This is a genomic window from Streptomyces sp. XM83C, from assembly GCF_023072675.1.
In the GTDB taxonomy this organism is placed as follows: Bacteria; Actinomycetota; Actinomycetes; order Streptomycetales; family Streptomycetaceae; genus Streptomyces; species Streptomyces thermocoprophilus.
Genome location: NZ_JALLGL010000116.1, coordinates 1 through 18,423 on the forward strand (window position 1 = coordinate 1; position 18,423 = coordinate 18,423).

16 protein-coding genes and 3 pseudogenes are annotated in these 18,423 nt (G+C 73.5%); 13 read left to right on the forward strand and 6 right to left on the reverse strand.

Annotated elements, in window-relative coordinates:
- Positions 1-50: 50 nt before the first annotated feature.
- A complete protein-coding gene (locus tag MTQ10_RS15260; RefSeq protein WP_247467876.1) occupies positions 51-941 on the reverse strand; it encodes a LysR substrate-binding domain-containing protein in 891 nt (296 codons plus the stop codon).
- A 168-nt stretch (positions 942-1,109) separates the two neighbouring features.
- Between MTQ10_RS15260 and mgrA the strand changes: the two genes are divergently transcribed.
- The 5 genes and pseudogenes from mgrA to MTQ10_RS15285 all read left to right on the forward strand — a co-directional run.
- On the forward strand, positions 1,110-2,102 hold the full coding sequence (gene mgrA / locus MTQ10_RS15265; RefSeq protein WP_247467879.1) for an L-glyceraldehyde 3-phosphate reductase: 993 nt from the start codon (positions 1,110-1,112) through the stop codon (positions 2,100-2,102).
- Between the two features lie 315 nt (positions 2,103-2,417).
- Positions 2,418-2,828 (forward strand): hypothetical protein, encoded by a 411-nt coding sequence (locus MTQ10_RS15270; protein WP_247467882.1) that lies wholly within the window; start codon positions 2,418-2,420, stop codon positions 2,826-2,828.
- A gap of 79 nt (positions 2,829-2,907) precedes the next feature.
- Entirely contained in the window at positions 2,908-5,250 is a 2,343-nt protein-coding gene (locus tag MTQ10_RS15275) for an ABC transporter ATP-binding protein/permease (RefSeq protein WP_247467885.1), read from the forward strand.
- 6 nt (positions 5,251-5,256) lie between these two features.
- The gene (locus MTQ10_RS15280) at positions 5,257-5,802 is read left to right on the forward strand and encodes a hypothetical protein (RefSeq protein WP_247467888.1); all 546 of its coding nucleotides are present in this window, start codon (positions 5,257-5,259) and stop codon (positions 5,800-5,802) included.
- Positions 5,802-6,785: pseudogene (locus MTQ10_RS15285) on the forward strand (serine/threonine-protein kinase); the annotation flags it as partial. The gene MTQ10_RS15280 and the pseudogene MTQ10_RS15285, both read left to right, overlap by 1 nt.
- 310 nt (positions 6,786-7,095) lie before the next feature.
- Here MTQ10_RS15285 and MTQ10_RS15290 read toward each other — a convergent pair.
- Positions 7,096-8,358 (reverse strand): streptophobe family protein, encoded by a 1,263-nt coding sequence (locus MTQ10_RS15290; protein WP_247467891.1) that lies wholly within the window; start codon positions 8,356-8,358, stop codon positions 7,096-7,098.
- 160 nt (positions 8,359-8,518) lie between these two features.
- On the opposite strand from MTQ10_RS15290, the pseudogene MTQ10_RS15295 reads away from it, so the two are divergent.
- From MTQ10_RS15295 to MTQ10_RS15305, 3 genes and pseudogenes are all read left to right on the forward strand, one after another.
- A pseudogene (locus MTQ10_RS15295) lies at positions 8,519-9,901 on the forward strand (DUF6777 domain-containing protein); the annotation flags it as partial.
- Between the two features lie 281 nt (positions 9,902-10,182).
- The gene (locus tag MTQ10_RS15300; RefSeq protein WP_247467896.1) at positions 10,183-10,638 is read left to right on the forward strand and encodes an ATP-binding protein; all 456 of its coding nucleotides are present in this window, start codon (positions 10,183-10,185) and stop codon (positions 10,636-10,638) included.
- Between the two features lie 309 nt (positions 10,639-10,947).
- Positions 10,948-11,457 (forward strand): helix-turn-helix domain-containing protein, encoded by a 510-nt coding sequence (locus tag MTQ10_RS15305; protein ID WP_247467900.1) that lies wholly within the window; start codon positions 10,948-10,950, stop codon positions 11,455-11,457.
- Between the two features lie 96 nt (positions 11,458-11,553).
- Here the strand turns inward: MTQ10_RS15305 and MTQ10_RS15310 are convergent, their stop codons facing one another.
- Together MTQ10_RS15310 and MTQ10_RS15315 are read right to left on the reverse strand one after the other, a co-directional pair.
- Entirely contained in the window at positions 11,554-12,156 is a 603-nt protein-coding gene (locus MTQ10_RS15310; RefSeq protein ID WP_247467903.1) for a ClpP family protease, read from the reverse strand.
- A 2-nt stretch (positions 12,157-12,158) separates the two neighbouring features.
- Positions 12,159-12,797, reverse strand: coding sequence for an ATP-dependent Clp protease proteolytic subunit (locus MTQ10_RS15315; RefSeq protein ID WP_247467906.1), 639 nt, complete (start codon positions 12,795-12,797; stop codon positions 12,159-12,161).
- Between the two features lie 190 nt (positions 12,798-12,987).
- Here MTQ10_RS15315 and MTQ10_RS15320 point away from each other — a divergent pair, with 190 nt between their 5' ends.
- The 3 genes from MTQ10_RS15320 (at position 12,988) to MTQ10_RS15335 (ending at position 15,460) form a co-directional block, all read left to right on the forward strand.
- Complete coding sequence (locus MTQ10_RS15320; protein WP_247467909.1) at positions 12,988-13,467, forward strand: VOC family protein; 480 nt, start codon at positions 12,988-12,990, stop codon at positions 13,465-13,467.
- Between the two features lie 434 nt (positions 13,468-13,901).
- Complete coding sequence (locus MTQ10_RS15330) at positions 13,902-14,702, forward strand: VOC family protein (protein WP_247467912.1); 801 nt, start codon at positions 13,902-13,904, stop codon at positions 14,700-14,702.
- 41 nt (positions 14,703-14,743) lie between these two features.
- Positions 14,744-15,460: a ribonuclease H family protein gene (locus MTQ10_RS15335; RefSeq protein ID WP_247467915.1), complete on the forward strand. Its 717-nt coding sequence runs from the start codon at positions 14,744-14,746 to the stop codon at positions 15,458-15,460.
- A 19-nt stretch (positions 15,461-15,479) separates the two neighbouring features.
- Here MTQ10_RS15335 and melC2 read toward each other — a convergent pair whose 3' ends face one another.
- Positions 15,480-16,304 (reverse strand): tyrosinase MelC2, encoded by an 825-nt coding sequence (gene melC2, locus MTQ10_RS15340; protein ID WP_247467918.1) that lies wholly within the window; start codon positions 16,302-16,304, stop codon positions 15,480-15,482.
- A 33-nt stretch (positions 16,305-16,337) separates the two neighbouring features.
- Positions 16,338-16,712, reverse strand: coding sequence for an apotyrosinase chaperone MelC1 (gene melC1 / locus MTQ10_RS15345; RefSeq protein WP_247467921.1), 375 nt, complete (start codon positions 16,710-16,712; stop codon positions 16,338-16,340).
- 348 nt (positions 16,713-17,060) lie between these two features.
- Here melC1 and MTQ10_RS15350 point away from each other — a divergent pair, with 348 nt between their 5' ends.
- A complete protein-coding gene (locus tag MTQ10_RS15350) occupies positions 17,061-18,272 on the forward strand; it encodes an FAD-dependent monooxygenase (protein WP_247467924.1) in 1,212 nt (403 codons plus the stop codon).
- 20 nt (positions 18,273-18,292) lie between these two features.
- A pseudogene (locus MTQ10_RS15355) lies at positions 18,293-18,423 on the forward strand (aldo/keto reductase); the annotation flags it as partial.

Below are 18,423 nucleotides of genomic sequence, written 5' to 3' on the forward strand. Positions count from 1 at the left end.
CCACAGGGCACAGCGTCCCTCGCCCCGCCCCGATGCCGTGACGCCGGCCGTCACGCGCCCCCGGTGGCCCCGGTGAGCAGACCCATCAGTGCCCGTGCCGCCGGGCTGGCCGCCCGGGCGGGCGGCAGCAGGGCGACCGTCTCGTACGTCACGTCGTCCAGGCCCTTCAGCGGCAGCGCGGCCAAGGACGGCCGCTTGTGCCGGAAGTGGCTCGGTACGACGGCCACCCCGAGGTTCTGGTCGACCAGATCGAGCAGACTGTGCACGTCGTTCACCTCCAGCGCGACCGTCCGCCCCACGCCCGCCCGCGTGAACGCGGCGTCCGTGGCCCGGCGCGGCCCCCAGTCCTGCTGGAAGTCGACGAACACCTCCCCGGCGAGGTCGCCCGGCGTCACCGCCGCGCCCGCCCCGGCGAGGCGGTGGCCGGGATGGCACAGCAGGGTCGTCGGCTCCGCGGCCAGGGCGACGGACCGCAGCTGATCGGTGTCCGGGCCGGTCCGGTAGGCGAACGCCAGGTCCAGCCGGCCGGCCGCGACCTCCTCCGCCAGCGCGGCCGACCCGCTCTGCCGCAGCCGGATCTCGACGTCCGGATGCCGGTGCCGGAACGCGGCCAGCAGCCCGGCCACATCCACCCCGGCGATGCACTGCTCGGTCCCCAGCGACAGCGTGCCGCGCAGCACGCCCTGGACGGCGGCCACCGCCTCGTGCGCCGCCCGCACCCCCGCGAGGATGCGCTCCGCCTCCCGCAGCAGCGCCCGGCCGGCCTCGGTGAGCGTCACCCGGCGCGTGGTCCGCACGAACAGCGGCGTCTGCAACTCCCGCTCCAGCGCCCGTACGGACGCGGACAGCCCGGACTGCGAGACCATGAGCCGCTCGGCCGCCCGGGTGAAATGCTGGTCCTCGGCGACCGCGACGAAATGCTGGAGCTGCCTCAGTTCCATGGGACGCAGCCTATCCACGGCCCCGGCGGATTCATCGACCGGGGCGCTGAATCCCATCACATTCTTCTGTTGGACGTATCGCCGCAGGTCGCGCCAGAGTGGCAGCGGTCCCGCGGACTGTGATCGAGTGGGACCTGAACCCGTGCGCCCACCCCTCATGGAGTCGCGTTGTACACCGCACACCCCGACCGCTACGCGGACATGCCCTACCGGCGTACCGGCCGCAGCGGACTGCACCTGCCCGCGCTGTCGCTCGGACTGTGGCACAACTTCGGCCCGGACCGGCCGGCCGAGACCCAGCGGGCCATCCTGCGCCGCGCCTTCGACCTCGGCGTGACGCACTTCGACCTCGCCAACAACTACGGTCCGCCGCCCGGCGCCGCCGAGTCCGCGCTCGGCGGTTTCCTCAGGTCCGACTTCGCCCGCTACCGGGACGAGCTGGTCATCTCCACCAAGGCCGGCTACCTCATGTGGCCCGGCCCGTACGGCGAGTTCGGCTCCCGCAAGTACCTGCTGTCCTCGCTCGACCAGAGCCTCGCCCGGATGGGCCTGGACTACGTCGACATCTTCTACTCGCACCGCCCCGACCCGAAGACTCCGCTGGAGGAGACGATGGGCGCGCTGCACTCCGCCGTGCAGCAGGGCAAGGCGCTGTACGTCGGCATCTCCAACTACTCGGCCGAGCAGACCCGGGAGGCCGCCCGCATCCTCGGCGAACTGGGCACCCCGCTCCTCATCCACCAGCCGCGCTACTCGATGCTGGACCGCCGCCCCGAGGACGAGGGCCTGCTCGACACCCTCGACGAACTCCAGGTCGGCTCCATCGCCTACTCCCCGCTGGAGCAGGGCCTGCTGACCTCCCGCTACCTCGACGGCATCCCGGAGGACTCCCGGGCCGCGAGCGACAGCCCGTTCCTGAACACGGACGCGGTGACCGAGGACCTGGTGGCCCGCCTGCGCTCGCTCCACGAGATCGCCGCCGGCCGGGGCCAGTCCCTCGCCCAGATGGCGCTGGCCTGGGTGCTGCGCGGCGGCCGGGTCACCTCGGCCCTGGTCGGCGCGAGCAGCCCGCAGCAGCTGGAGGACAGCGTCGCCGCCATCCGCAACCTGGACTTCTCCGACGAGGAGCTGGCCCGTATCGACGCGGTGATCAAGGGCTAGCCCGCCTGCGGAGGCTGCCGCCGTTCGCAGAGGTTCTTGCCGCCGTCCCCGTCGCCTCGACTCCCGCCCCCGCCGGAATCCCCCGTCCCGGCGGGGGCGGGCTCTCGCCGTGCGCCGGATGCCCGGGGCAGGGGGCCGGTGCCTTCCGGCCAACCGAGGCGCTGAATATGCCAGGAGACTGTCCGGAAAGGCATGGTGACAGTGGTTCAGAAGTGAACATACTCGACTGCGAGGGGGAGTGCACCGCACACGAGCCGCACAGGGGCCGGCCCGCATCCGGCCGGCGCGAGCGACGCGTTTCGGGGGAGTGATGACGTGCACGACGAGTTCCTGTGTCATGTGACGGCGTACGGCGTCTGCGACGGCCGCCGTATCGGAGTCCCGCTCGGCACCTACCGCGCACCCACGCTGGCGCTGGCCCTGTGGTGGCTGCGCGACCGCGCCTCATGGATCGCCGAGCGCCTCGACCCCAGCCCCGACGACGACCGCTTCCCGCCGGGCGCGCTGGTGCCCGTCGCGGACACCGTGCCCGACGTGCCGGGCGTCCTTCGCGCCTGGTGCGCCGACGTCGGCCGGCAGGAACAGGCCGCCGACGAACTGGCCGACGGGCGGCTGCTGCGGATCGCGGCCAGCGACGACACCACCGAGTACGAAATGCTCGCCGAATCCGTCGACGCACTGCGCATGCAGCGGACGACCGTGGGTCTCGTCGAACCCGTGGCCTGACGAACGGCCGCCCCTCGAACGAGGCGCCCGCATATTCGCCCGCCGGGCGAATATGCGGACAAATCGGTAGAATTCTGCCATGTCGGAGCGGCCTGCCCTCTCCAGCGCACCCGAGCTCGTGCTCCAGACCGAGGCGGGTACCACGGTGATGAGCCCCGTCCGGGACTACCGGGTCGGCCGCGACCCCCTGTCCGACATCGTCCTCGACGACGCCCGGGTCTCCTGGCACCACGCCGTCCTGCACCCCGAGGCCGGGCACTGGACCCTGCACGACGAGGGCAGCACCAACGGCACCTACGCCGACGGCCGCCGTGTCCAGGACCGTTTCGTCGGGCCCGGCACGGTCCTGCGCTTCGGCAACCCGCAGGACGGCCCACGAGCGGTCCTCGCGGGACCACCGCCCGCCCGGGGCCCCGAACGCCCCTCCGCGGTCTCCGCGCCGGGCGCCACTCGTACCTTCCGGCGGCCCGCCACCGAGCGCCGGCTGCCGCAGGGCACCGTGCGCATCGGCCGCGCCGAGGACAACGACCTCGTCGTCGACGACCTCGTCGTCTCCCGCCGCCACGCCGAACTGCGGCCACTGCCCGGCGGCGGCCACGAGATCGTCGACGTCGGCAGCCACAACGGCACCTTTTTCAACGGTCTGCGCGTCACCCGCGCCGCCCTCGCCCCCGGCGACATCGTCGGCATCGGCCACTCCGCCTTCTGCCTCGTCGACGGCAGCCTCCAGGAGTACGTCGACACCGGCGAGGTCTCCCTCGACGTGCAGGACCTCACCGTCACCGTCGACCGCGGTCGCAAGGTGCTGCTGGACCACGTGTCCTTCCCGGTGGGGGAGAAGTGCCTGCTCGCGGTCGTCGGCCCCAGCGGCGCCGGCAAGTCCACCCTGCTCGGCGCCCTCACCGGGCAGCGCCCCGCCGACCATGGCACCGTCCTGTACGACGGCCGGGACCTCTACCACGACTACGCCGAGCTGCGCCAGCGCATCGGACTCGTCCCCCAGGACGACATCCTGCACGTCCAGCTGACGGTGCGCAGCGCCCTCGCCTACGCCGCCGAGCTGCGCTTCCCCGAGGACACCGACCGCGCCGAGCGCCGGGCCCGGGTCGACGAGGTGCTGGGCGAACTGGGCCTGCGGGAGCGGGCCGGCCAGCGGGTGCACAGCCTCTCCGGCGGGCAGCGCAAACGCGTCAGCGTGGCGCTGGAGCTGCTCACGAAACCGTCCCTGCTCTTCCTCGACGAGCCGACCTCCGGACTCGACCCCGGCATGGACCGGTCGGTGATGCAGATGCTGCGCGGCCTCGCCGACGACGGCCGTACCGTCATCGTCGTCACCCACAGCGTGCTCAGCCTCGACCTGTGCGACCGGCTCCTCGTGCTCGCCCCCGGCGGGCGGGTCGCCTACTACGGGCCGCCCGCGAACGCCCTGCCGTTCCTCGGCTTCGACGCGTGGCCGGAGGCGTTCGAGGCGTTCGAGGCGGACCGGCGGCGGGACTGGGCCGGCGAGTACGGCGCGTCTCCCGAGCACCGCCGGTACATCGCCGACGCCGCCGTCCAGCCGCGCCGCCCCCGCGAAGGCCCCGTGATCATCACACCGCCGTCCCCTCCGCGCAGCTGGGCCGCCCAGTTCGACACCCTCGTACGCCGCTACACCGCCGTGCTCAGCGTCGACCGGGTCTTCCTCGCCACCATGATCGGCCTGCCGTTCGTCATGGGGGTGCTGCTGCGTGCCGTCACCCGCGGTGAACTGACCCGGCAGACCGAGATGAACGCGCTGCTCATCCTGACCATCGGCGGTGTGCTCATCGGCACCGCCAACGCGGTGCGCGAACTGGTGAAGGAACGGGTGATCTATCGGCGGGAGCGTGCCGTCGGCCTGCCCAGATCGGCGTACCTCGCCTCCAAACTGGTCGTCCTCGGCACGATCACCGTGCTCCAGGCGGTGGTGCTCACCCTTGTCGGCCTGCTCGGCGTCGATCTGCACGCGCCGGACGGGCAGGGCGTCCTGCTGCCGCCGCTCGCCGAACTCGTCGTCGTGGAGTCCCTGCTGGCGTTCGCCGCGATGGCCCTCGGCCTGCTGATCTCCGCGGTCGTGCCCAAGGAGGAGGTGACGATGCCGCTGCTGGTGCTGCTGACCATCGCGCAGGTCGTGTTCTGCGGGGCCGTGCTGAAACTGAACGGCGTGCCCGGCATGGAGCAGCTCGCGTGGCTGTCGCCCTCCCGCTGGTCGCTGGGCGCCGCCGCGGGCACCGTCGAACTCGCCCCGAACCCCGGCAACCCCGTCGCCGGAGACCCCCTGTTCCGCCACGACACCGGGGTGTGGCTGCGCAACGTGGCCGTGCTGGTGGCCCTGCCCGCCGCCTTCGCGTTCCTCGTCTCCCGGCTGCTGCGGCGGCACGAACCCGCCGTGATGCGGAAGTAGGCCGCCATGACCGGCCCCGGCTTCCGCCCGACCCACGTGGTGCCCCCGCAGGGCATGCCCGCGTGGGCCGCGCCCGATCCGTCCGGGGCGGCCGTGCCCCTCGACGCGCTGCTGCCCGTGCAGCTCGTCGACCGGCGCGGCGACTGGGGGCGGATCGTGTGCGCCAACGGCTGGTCCGCGTGGGTCGACGGCCGTCTCCTGGTCGCCGTGCCGAAGGACCCGCCGACCGCCGACGCCCCGCTCGGGCACACCCCCGACCCGCGCCCGCTGCTCGCCCGCGCCGAGTCCGCCCTGGCCCGCTACCGCACCGCCGTGGAGGACCTCGCCGATGGCGGGCTGGACGGCGAGGCCTTCCGGCAGCGCACCCGCGGTCTGCGGATCGGCGTGGTCGTGGACGGCTCCGACGTCTGGCTCTACGACGACGAGGAGGGCCGGTGGGTGTACGGCGACGGCACCGGCCTCAGCACCTACGCCGCGGACGCCGGGCCGCGGGCCGCCGCGCCGCCCGCACGGGCGCCGACCCGCTCGGTGGTGCCCGAGGGTGAGCGGTGATGGCCCCCGACACGAGCCTGTTCTCCGGGCGGCCCTCGGAACTGATCGGCCGCCGCATCGCCGGCTACCGCATCGAACTGGAGATCGGCCGGGGTGGGATGGCGGTCGTGTACCGGGCTCGTGACCTCAGCCTGGAACGCACGGTGGCGCTCAAGCTGCTCGCCCCGGAACTCGCCCGCAACGACACCTTCCGCAAGCGTTTCGTCCACGAGTCGAGGACGGCCGCCGCGATCGACCACCCGCACATCGTGCCCGTCTTCGAGGCGGGGGAGACCGACGGCGTGCTGTACATCGCCATGCGTTACGTCCCCGGCAGCGACCTGAAGCACCTCATCGACCGGCAGGGGCCGCTGCCGCTGCCGGCGGCCGTCCGCATCGGCGCGCAGGTCGCCTCCGCGCTGGACGCCGCGCACGACCACGGACTGGTCCACCGGGACGTCAAGCCCGGCAACATCCTCGTGGACCGCGGCACCGACGCCGACCACCCCGAGCACGTCTACCTCACCGACTTCGGCCTGACGAAGAAGTCCCTGTCGCTCACCGGCTTCACGCAGATCGGCCAGTTCGTCGGGACCCTCGACTACGTCTCGCCGGAGCAGATCTCCGGCCGCCCGGTCGACGGCCGCTGCGACGTGTACGGCTTCGCCTGCGTCGTCTACGAGACCCTCACCGGCCATCCCCCGTTCCAGCGCGAGGACGACATGGCCCTGCTGTGGGCCCACCAGTACGACGACCCGCCCCCGCTCAGCGGCACCCGCTCCGATCTGCCCGCGGCGGCCGACGCGGTGTTCGCCCGCGCCCTGGCCAAGAGCGCCGAGGACCGTTACGACTCCTGCCTGGACTTCGTGGCGGCCCTGCGGGACGCCGGCGGGGGCGGTGGCGGGGGTGCGCACAGCGGCGGTCGGACGCCCACCGAGGTGGACGTGAAGGCCGTACGCGAGGCCGAGGCGCCCGCGACGCACGTGCCCCGTGCGGCGGCCCCCGCGCAGAGCATGCCGGGCGCCGGGCGGCCTGTCACGGCCGGGCCGGGCACCGGCCCGCCCGCGCACACGGCACACGGGCCCGTGCCCGAGGCGGGGGCTCTCGGCCGCCGGCCGCCCGCGCAGCCCGCACCCGGGGCAGGGGCGGCGCCCCTGACGGTCGTACCGGGGGCCGGGGAGGCACCGGTGACGGTCGCGCCCGGAGCGGGCGAGGCGCCCCTGACGGTCGCACCCGGGGCGGAGGAGGCGCCCCTGACGGTCGTGCCCGGCGCCGGGGCGCGGGTGAAGGCGCCGCCCGACTGGGCCCTCTCGGTCACCGGCCGTCCCGGCTGAGCCCCGGAAGGCGTGCCGCGAGCGCGCCCAGCAGCCCGGCCGCCGCACCCCACAGCACGGCAAGCCCCAGCGCCGGCCACACGTCGGCCCGCAGCAGCAGCTCGCCGCCGAGCCCCCCGCCCAGGTCGCCGATGCCCAGCACGGACAGGCTGAGATACGCGGTGATCCGCCCGGTCAGGCAGATCGTCAGCACCGCGAACAGCAGCCCCGCCGCCAGGTGCACGGCGTGCCGCCACGGCCGTGGCGGGGCCGGCGAGCGCAGCGCCGTCAGCCGGCCGGTCAGCACAAGCAGCACGGCCTCGACCACGGGCAGCCACGCCCAGCGGCCGTCGTGTCCGGTGAGCGTGCCGAGGTCCAGCGTGGCGATGTCCGGGGTGCGCAGCACTTGGTCCAGGACGTGCGGCATCGGCAGATCGAACGGCCCCTGGACATGGCCGTGCCAGGTGGCGCCGAGGCCCACCGTCAGCCCCAGCCACACCACGTTCGGCAGTCCGAGCAGCACCACGGCCAGCGTCTCCGCCGGCCGGTCGCGCGTCGCCGCGACCACGAGGGCGACGGCCGCACCGATCACGACCTGCCCGAGCAGCAGCAGGACCAGGGCCTCCGCGGCCGGGCGCACCGACGCCCGCACCGGAGCCGCCCGGCCCGGCAGCGGCACCCGCGGCGACACCAGCACCGTCAGCAGCAGCACCCCGGCCAGCCACACCACGCCCACGAACACGGTCAGCGGCACATCCGCGCGGAACCCCACGCGGGGCGCGATCCCCAGCAGGTCGCCCAGCGCACCGAGCGTGTCGCCGCCCAGCGGGACGTCGAAGGTGTGCCGCGCGGCGAACGCCACCCCGATCAGCGCGAGCAGCCAGAGCACCGCGATGCGCCCCGCCCACAGCGCCGCGTCCCCGGCGCCCGCCGCGCCGCCGGACGCGAACGGCCGCCGGAACCCCGCGGCCAGCACCAGCGCGCCGACCAGCGTGACCGACAGCGGCATCACCGTGAGGCCGGCCGAGGTGCCCAGCAGCACATCGGCGTCGCCGGACAGCTCCAGGGCGCCGCCGACGGCCGTGACCAGGGCCGCCGCGACCACCGGGCCGAAACCCCCGTCGGGCAGACCGTCCGCCCCGGCCGCCCACAGGCCCAGCGCGGCCGTCGCCGCCATGGAGGCCAGGGCGGCGACCACCGTGACGAGGGCGTGGACCCAGCCGGTGGGGGCGGCGGCCCGGCCGGCGCGGTTCGACGTGCTCACACGGCCACGCTAAGCAGCCCGGACGGGGCCCGCCCGCCGGAGGGTCGTCCGCGCCCGCTTGCGGACCGGCACCGATCAGCGCACACAATAGGAGTAATTCATATGAAATTGGCTCAAATCGGGTGAAAGCTATTTGGGCCCCTCGCGGGAAGAAGAGCTCGTGAGTGTCGAACCACCGTCATCCGGCCATCCCACAGGACCACCATCCGGCCCGCTGTCGGGACCCTCGCAACCGCCCCCGGTACCCCCTCCTCCGCCGTCCGACAGAGGCGGAAGCAGCGGGTCCGGCGGTCCGGGCGGAGGCGGCCGGTCCGGCGGTTCGGGCGGGGGTGACCGGCCCGGCGGAGCAGGGGCGACCGGCGGCGGCAGGGGACCGAGGTCCCCGTGGTGGCGGTCCGCACCGCGCATCGCCGTCGTCGCCACGGCCGTCATCGCCGTCGTCGCACTCGCCATGGTCCTCACCCGGCCCGGCGGTGGCGGTTCCGCGAGCGCCGGCGAGATCTTCGCGCAGCCCGCCGCCGAGACCGGCCCCGACCCGTTCACCTCCTCCACGGCCACCGACTCCTCCGCCCCGCCGGTCTCCCCCTCCACCGGCAACCAGTCGGCCCCCGACGACGCGGTCCGCCAGGTCGACGGCGGCGCACCCGGCCTGTACGGCGGCACCCGCAATGTCTCCAGCTGCGACACCGAGAAGCAGATCAGGCTGCTGACGTCGCAGCCCGAGAAGAACAGGGCGTTCGCGTCCGTCGAGGGCATCAGCCCCGAGGACGTCCCCGGGTTCCTGCGCTCCCTCACCCCCGTACAACTGCGCCTCGACACCCACGTCACCAACCACGGCTACCGCGACGGCCGCGCCACCGGCTACCAGGCAGTCCTCCAGGCCGGCACCGCCGTCCTCGTCGACGACCGCGGCCTGCCCCGCGTGCGCTGCGCCTGCGGCAACCCGCTCACCCCGCCCGTGATGCAGCCCGGGACGCCCGAGCGCACCGGCAGGAGCTGGCCCTCGTACGACTCCGCCAATGTGGTCGTCGTGCAGCCCGCCACCGTCGAGGTGAAGCAGTTCGTCCTGTACGACAACAAGGACGACGACCACCGCTGGTTCGCCCGGCCCCACGGCGACCACGGCCGCCACGACAAGCCGGCGAAGCCGCCGCACCGCCCCACCCCGACGGTGACCGTCACCTCCCCGAGCGAGTACACACCGTGCCGCACCACCACCGGCGCCACGGCCCCCGGCTGCCCGACCTCGTCGGTGAGCCAGAGCACCGGCCGCCCCACGACGACGCCGCCGACGTCGCCCACCCCCTCGACGTCGTCCGGCTCCGAGTCTCCCTCGTCGTCGACGACGCACAAGACCCCGACGACGAAGACACCCAGCTCCGACACGACGAGCCCGAGCACGGAGAGTTCGCAGCCGCCCTCGTCGGACGAGGACACGAGCACCTCGCCGACCTCGGACAAGTCCACGCAGAACCTCAGGCCGACGAGCACACCTCCGACGAGCACGGCCCCGGCCGGCACACCGACGGCCACGACGTCGTCGGCGCCGCCGACCGCCTCGTCGTCGACCCCGCTCACCACGATCGTGCCGCCGACCACCACCGCCGCCACCACGACCCTGCCCGCGCCGGGCTCGCCCGCCCTCACCACCAGCGCCGTACCCACCACCTCGGCCCTGACACCGCAGGTCCCGGCCACGACGCCCGCACTGTAACGAAGCGCACTCCCCGATCGCGCACTCGCGGGGGAGTGTGACGGCGGGCTCGGGGTACGAGCACAGATGCAGCAGCATCCGGCCAGTCCGGCTTCCCAGAAAGACCACGCATGACCGAACACCTGGGCGGGGCAGTGATACCGACTGGTTTCGACGTGCCCGTGGAACCACTCAGGCGGGCCGCCCACTACACCGGTGAACCGGGGAGCATCGCCGAGGCGCGGGCGTTCGCCGCGCACTTCGTCGACCAGCTCCGCACCGAGTGGTGCGCCGACATCGGCGACCGTGCGCGGGACGAACTCCTGCTCGTGGTGAGCGAGCTCGTCACCAACGCGGACCGGCACAGCAACGGCCCCTACATCCTGGACCTGGAGGGCACCGGCAGCGAGGTCACGGTCTGCGTCTACGACAGCAGCGCCGCCCTGCCGGTGCGTTTCCCGCGCGATCCGCAACGCGTCGGCAGGCACGGCCTGGAGATCGTGCACGCGCTGGCCCGCAGCGTCACCGCGGAACGGGTCCCCGTCGGCAAGCGCGTCCGCGCCGTCGTCCCCCTCGACGGCGAGTGAACGCCGCAAGCCCGATCAGCACGCGGGGCGGGCGGCGTCCCGGCCCCGCCGGACGGGCGGCGTCCCGGACGCGGTCCGGCTCGCCCGGCATGCCCTCGCGCAGCCCGGCGATGAAGCGCTTGATCAGCCGCGACACATGCATCTGCGAGCCCCCGAGCCGCGCTGCGCCCACCCCCGCGACCGCCGGGCATGCCCCGTTCCCCGCGCCGGCCCCGGCGCCGTACTCCGGCACCCGCCGGCCGGACCGGCTTCACCCAGAGCGGAACGCGGCGCCCTTCCCCTCCCGGCCGCGCCTCCTAGGCTGGGAAGGTGACCGATCACACGCCCCCTCGGACGAACGGCTCCGGCTCCGGCCGTGCCCGTGTCGTCCCGCTGCGCCCGCCGGCCGTACGCCCCGAGCACCGGCCGGGCGAACGTCCTTCCGCGAGGCCCGAGGGCCGTCGGGCCGACCGCCTCGTCGCCCGGCCCGACGCGGGCACCGGGGCCCGCCCCGGCGATCCCTCCGACGCGCCGCCCGCCGCCCGTGAACCGCTGTGGCGGGACCTGGTCGGCGACGTCCTGCGCCGTGAGCGCCTTGCCCAGGAGCGCACCCTGAAGGACGTCGCCGACGCGGCCCGGATCTCCATGCCGTATCTGTCGGAGGTCGAGCGGGGCCGCAAGGAGGCCTCCTCGGAGGTCCTCGCCGCCGCAGCCCACGCCCTCGGCCTGGGCCTCGGCGATCTGCTGCTGCGGGCGCACACCCGCCTCACCGGACCGGCGCTGCCCACCCGGCGTGCGGGCGGCCCGGCATCGCGCGACGGGCTGTGCCTGGCCGCCTGAACGGGCGCCGCCACGGCGGCCCGAAAGGCCGGCGACGCGCCCCCGGCGCCCGCCCGGCCCTCACGCCCCGGTGCGAGGAGCCGGGCGGCCCCGGTGTCACACCCGTACCAGCCGCCGGCTGAGGACCTCGTCGGCGAGGCCGTACTCGACGGCCTCCTGCGCGGTGAACACCTTGTCCCGGTCCATGTCGGCGCGCAGCGTCGCGATGTCGTGGTGGGTGTGCCGGGACAGCACCTCCTCCACCTGAGTGCGGATGCGGACCATCTCCTTGGCCTGGAGGGCGAGATCGGACACCGTGCCCTGCCGCCCGCCCGACGCGGGCTGGCCGAGCAGCACGCGCGCGTGCTCCAGCACGAACCGCCGTCCCGGGTCGCCGCCCGCGAGCAGGACGGCCGCCGTGGAGGCCGCCTGCCCGACGCAGAACGTGGAGATCGGCGCCTGCACGAACGTCATCGTGTCGTAGATCGCCATCAGTGAAGTGAACGATCCGCCGGGCGAGTTGATGTAGAGGGAGATCTCGTTCTCCGGAGCCGACGACTCCAGGTGCAGCAACTGGGCGATGACGACGTTGGCCACGCCGTCGTCGATCTCCGTGCCGAGGAAGATGATGCGTTCGTTCAGCAGCCGGCTGAACACGTCGAAGGACCGCTCTCCGTGCGGGGTCCGCTCGATGACGTTCGGAATCGTGTAGCCGCCCATGGTCACAGTCCCATCCGCCGACGGTTCGCGGCCGGGCGGACGTCCGCGAAGGACTCCACGACCCGGTCCACCATGCCGTACTCCCTGGCCTCCTCGGCCGTGAACCAGCGGTCGCGGTCGCCGTCCCGGGCGATGGTCTCCGGGGTCTGGCCCGTGTGCTCGGCGATGAGCCGCTCCATCGTCCGCTTGGTGAACTCCAGGTTCTCCGCCTGGATCGCGATGTCCGCGGTGGTGCCGCCGATGCCCGCGGACGGCTGGTGCATCATGATCCGCGCGTGGGGGAGCGCGAACCGCTTGCCGGGCGTGCCCACGCTCAGCAGGAACTGGCCCATGCTCGCGGCGAAGCCCATCGCGAGCGTGGCGACGTCGTTGGGGATCAGCCGCATCGTGTCGTAGACGGCGAGCCCGGCGTGGACCGAGCCGCCGGGGGAGTGGATGAACAGGGCGATGTCGGTGTGCGGGTCCTCCGCGGACAGGATCAGCAGCTGTGCGCAGACCCGGTTCGCGGACACCTCGTCGACCTGCGTGCCGAGCAGCACGATCCGCTGCCCGAGCAGCTGGGCGGCGAGATGGTCGTCGAACCGGGTCGGCGGGGTGTCGCCTTCCTCGGCCCGCGGGGTGAGCGGGGTGAGCGGGGTCATCGGCCCTCCAGTCGTCGATCGGTGATGCCGTCCACCCCACTGTCGGCGCAAAACCGCCCCCACCGGGCGTTTCTCTGCCCGCGGCAGATTCGCCACGGGCAGAGCGGCCCGCGACCGATGAGTTTCCGCGTCGGTCGCGGTCGACATGGGTGACCGTGCGTCCCGCACCCGCAGCGTCCAGGAGCAAGCCATGACCGCCGAAGGATTCGCCACCTGTCTCTGGTTCGACCGGCAGGCCGAGGAGGCCGCCCGCTACTACGTCTCGGTCTTCAAGGACTCGAGCCTGGGCCGCATCACCCACTACCCCGACGACGCCGATCGGGGCGGCGAGGTGCTCACCGTCGACTTCACGGCCAACGGCCAGCAGTTCGTGGCGCTCAACGGCGGCCCGGAGTTCACTTTCAACGAGGCCGTGTCGTTCCAGATCATCTGCGACGACCAGGAGGAGATCGACCACTACTGGGCCAGGCTCACCGAGGACGGCGGGCAGCCCGGCCCGTGCGGCTGGCTCAAGGACCGCTACGGCCTGTCCTGGCAGGTCGTCCCCAAAGCCTTGCTGGAGATGGTCGCCTCCGAGGACCGCGAGAGCTCGGCCCGTGCCGTCAAGGCGATGATGGGCATGGGCAAGCTCGACCTGGCCGCCCTCGAAGCGGCGTACGCGGGACGCTAGGGGTGCCCCGCAGGGCCGTGCCTCCGGCCGACGGGTGCCCGGCCGTCCCCGGCCTACGGGTGGCCGGCCGCGGCTCGGCCACCAGCTCCGCCCCCAGGCGGAACATGGCGTTCTCCGTGGCGGAGGAGGCCACCCGCCGCACGGGCAGCGACGCCCACCGGGGGAACTGCTCGGCGACCGGCCGGGCCACCACCGCGGCGCCGAGGTCCATCTCGTCGAAACGCATCTTCACGGCACACACGGCGGCCATGAGACCGGACCAGGAGAGCGGCCGTCCAGCGAGTTGCGGCACGCGCCCGCCGACCGCGCCTCCCACGGCCGGCGCCCGCCGCGGCCCCCCGGACCCCGCCGACGCGTTCGGCGCGCGGTCCGCGCGGGCCCTGACTAGCGTGAGGAAACGGACACACCCATCGATCAGGAAGAGGTCCGCAGCCATGGCCGCACCGTCCGAGGGAACCCCCTGCTGGGCCGACGCGATGTTCAGTGACCTGGAAGCGGCCAAACGCTTCTACGGTGAGGTCCTGGGCTGGACGTTCGGCGAGTCGCAGTCCCAGTACGGCAACTACACCCAGGCCTACGCGGACGGCAAGGCCGTCGCCGCCGTCGTCCCGCCGATGCCCGGCCAGGAGGGCACGTCGCAGTGGTGTCTGTACCTCGCCAGCGACGACGCCGCCGCCACCGCCGGCAAGATCCGCGACAACGGCGGCGAAGTGCTGATGGAGCCGATGCAGGTCGGCGAGTTCGGCACGATGTGCCTGGCCCGTGAGCCCGGCGGCGCCGCCTTCGGCGTGTGGCAGTCCGGCGTCCACGAGGGCTTCGAGGCGACCGCGCCGCAGCCCGGCGCCTACTGCTGGGCCGAGGTCTTCACCCGGGAGCCGGAGAGGACCGACACGTTCCTGTCCGCCGTGTTCCCCTACACGGTCAAGCGGATCGAGGACGACGAGATGGACTTCCGCATGTTCCAGGTCGGCGACGACACGGTCCTCGGCCGGATGAGGATGACCGAGGAGTTCCCGCCCGAGATCCCGTCCTACGTCAACGTCTACTTCACCGTCCCGAACTGCGACGACGCCGTCGCCGCCGCGACCCGGCTGGGCGGCACGCTGAACTTCGGCCCGATGGACAGCCCTTTCGGCCGGTTCGCCGCGCTGAGCGACCCGCAGGGCGCCGCGTTCTCCGTGATCGACGTCACCACCACGGCGGGCGAGATGCCGAAGGTCGGCGACGTCGGCTGACCCCGACCGGAGGCCGTCCGGCGGCCGGTGCCGGGCGTGGCATGATCGTGCGCATGCGTGAACGAGTGGTGGCCGCGTGCGACGGGGCTTCGAAGGGAAACCCGGGCCCGGCCGGCTGGGCCTGGGTGGTCGCGGACGAGAAGGAGAGCCCCGCCCGCTGGGAGGCGGGGCCGCTCGGCCGCGCCACCAACAACGTCGCCGAACTGACCGCGCTGGAGCGGCTGCTCGCGGCGACCGACCCGGCCGTGCCGCTGGAGGTCCGCATGGACTCCCAGTACGCGATGAAGGCCGTCACGACCTGGCTGCCCGGCTGGAGACGCAACGGCTGGAGGACCGCCGCGGGCAAGCCGGTCGCCAACCAGGAGCTGGTGGTCCGTATCGACACCCTGCTGTCCGGGCGGACAGTGGAGTTCCGGTACGTTCCCGCGCATCAGGTCGACGGCGACCCGCTCAACGACTTCGCCGACCGGGCCGCCAGCCAGGCCGCCTCGGCCCAGGAGGCGGCGGGCAGCGCCCTCGGATCGCCCGAGCCGCCGCCCTCGCCCGACACCCCCAAGACCCGTGCCCCGCGCCGCAAGGCGTCCGGCGGGAGTCCCGGCGGGGCGGGAGCGGCCGGGTCGGCGGGGTCGTCCTCGCGCACCGTCAAGGCGAAGTTCCCCGGCCGCTGTGTCTGCGGCCGTTCCTACGCGGCCGGTGCGCCCATCGCGAAGAACGCGCAGGGCTGGGGGCACCCGGAGTGCCGTACCTCCGCCGGGTGACACACGGCGCGGGGGCGCGTCAGGCCGCGTCGAACGTGTAGTGCGGCGTGTGGTCCAGCAGGTCCGCGGGCCGCACGTCGTTCCACGGCTTCATCGTGTCGTTCAGGTCCACCACGTTCGGCGTGCCGCCGCCCGGCAGGTACGGCGACTTCGGGTGCCGGCGCTGCCACTGCGCCCACAGCTTGTCGACGAAGGCGTGGTGCAGCCAGAACACCGGGTCGTTGGGGGAGACCCCGGTTGCCATCTGCCCGCCGACCCACACGTGGACGCGGTTGTGCAGATTGACGCCCCGCCAGCCCTCCAGGTGGTTGCGGAACCCGTCCGAGGCGCTGTTCCACGGCGCCATGTCGTACGTCGGGATGTTCAGCACCGACTCGACCTCGGCCTTCGTCGGCAGCTCCCGCACCGCCGCGCCCAGCGACCGGCGCAGATACGTCCGGCCGTCCACCCGGACGTTGATGGGCCACTTGCCGGCCGACGCGGCGAACGGCCCGTCCATCACCTGGCCGTCCCTGCTGCGCCCGTCGCCGCCGAGGAAGTCCGGCGCCCACAGCGAGGCGCGCGGGGTGCGGTCGACGGTCCAGTCCCAGTACGGCAGCGCCACCGACGGGTCCACCGACTGGAGCGCCTGCTCGAACTCCAGCAGGAATCTGCGGTGCCACGGCAGGAAGGACGGCGAACGGTGGCCGGTGCGCTCGCCGTTGTCGGTGTCCCCGAGGATGAAGGCGTTGTGCGTCTTGACGAACTCGTCGTAGCGCCCGCTGCGCTTCAGCTCCAGCAGGGCGGCGACGAACCGCCGCTTCTCGTCGGCGGTCAGGGCGGACTGGTTCTTGCGGACGGTCATGTGCGGTGACTCCAAGTGGGCTGTGCGGACGTACTAGTTGGCGGGGAACGGCAGCAGAGGGGCGCCCTGTAGTTCGTCGACCGCGGCGCGGGCGGCGGCCCTGGGCGTGGCCACGGGGTCGTAATGGCTGACGACGCTGATCCACGTGCCGTCGGCGTTCCGCATCACGTGCAGCTCCACCCCGTCGACGAACACGGCGTAGCCGTCGCCGTGGTGATGACCGCCGCCCGAGACCGGCCGGCCCTGTATCCGGCGCCCCTTGTAGACCTCGTCGAAGGACGCGGGGGAGTGGTGGTCGTGGTGGCCGTCGGCGGACGCGGCGGGGGCGGCGAGCAGCTGCGCCCCCGCCGTGCCGGCGGCGAGGGCGGCGGCGGCGCCGAGCGCGCGGCGACGGCTGAGTTCGGGCATGGGAGGCCTCCGAAGTGATGTTCGAGGGGTGACTCCGCATACCTATCGAGCGGGGTGCGAGCGGGAGAAATCGTCCGGGACCGGTTGGCTCCGATCCGGACAATTGCCTACATGTCGTACAGGGTTGAACCAAGATGATCTTGCCGTGGCGTTGTCGCACCCGCCCCGGAACGGGCAATTCCTTGCCCCCGCGCGCCCCTTTCCGGCGATCTTTGACCCGCTCCGGACCGGCCGGTGACGCGCCTCACGCCACGGAAATGGCGCGAAAGGCGACTCCCCGCCCCCGCGACAATCCGCTGCTACTCTGCGTTGCCAAATGACCGCGTTCCGTGACTTCCGGGAGTGTCTGTGAAGGTCGCCTGCGTCGGCGGCGGGCCCGCCGGCCTGTATCTGTCCATCCTCCTCAAACTCCAGGACCCCTCCCACGACATCACCGTCTTCGAACGCGACCCCGAGGGCTCGACCTACGGCTGGGGCGTGACGTACTGGCGCGGACTCCTCGACCGCCTCCACACCCACGACCCCGTGACGGCCCGCGCGGTCGAGGAAGCGTCCGTACGGTGGAGCGACGGCGTCGCCCACGTCCGCGACCTCTCCACCCGGCACCGCGGCGACCAGGGCCACGGCATCGGCCGGCACCGCCTCCTGGAGATCCTCGCCGCCCGCGCCCGCTCCCTCGGCGTCCGCCTGGAGCACGGACACGAGATCACCGGACACGACATCCCCGACGCCGACCTCGTCGTCGCCGCCGACGGCGTCCGCAGCGCCCTGCGCACCCGGTACGCCGACCACTTCGGCACCGACGTCCGCCCCGGCGGCAACCCCTACATCTGGCTCGGCACCACCAAGGTCTTCGACGCGTTCACCTTCGCCTTCGTCGAGACCGAGCACGGCTGGATCTGGTGCTACGGCTACGGCTACGACGCCGGACACAGCACCTGCGTCGTCGAATGCGCCCCCGAGACCCACCGCGGCCTCGGCCTGGACCGGGCCACCGAGGCCGACTCCCTCGCCCTGCTGGAGAAGCTCTTCGCGCACGTCCTCGACGGCCGCCCCCTCATCGGCCGCTCCCAGGCCGACGCCCCCGCCCCCTGGCTGACCTTCCGCACGATCACCAACCGCACCTGGCACCGCGGCAACCTCGTCCTGCTCGGCGACGCCGCCCACACCACCCACTACTCCATCGGCGCCGGCACCACCCTCGCCCTGGAGGACGCCATCGCGCTCGCCGGCGCCCTGCGCGCCCACGACACCCTCCCGCAGGCCCTCACCGCCTACGAACGCGAACGCCGCGCCGCCCTGCTGCCCGCGCAGAGCGCCGCCCGCTACAGCGCCCAGTGGTACGAGAACCTGCCCCGCTACATCGACCTGCCGCCCGAGCAGATGTTCGCCCTGCTCGGCCAGCGCCACTCACCCCTGCTGCCGCACGTCCCCCCGCAGCTGTACTACCGGCTCGACCGGGCTGCCGGTCAGCTGGGGGCCCTGCGCCGGCTCAAGCGCCGGCTCGGCCCCAGGGTGGCCCGCGCCCTCCATGCCCGCAGGCTCGCGGGCCGGGGCTGACACACGGTCAGGGCCCCACCTCGCCCGGCCTGCTGTCCGGCAGGTACACCAAGGACACCGTCTTCGCCGCCGACGACCACCGCACCTACAACCGGCACGGCGAGGCCTTCGACGTCGGCGAGACCTTCTCCGGCGTCGACTGGACCACCGG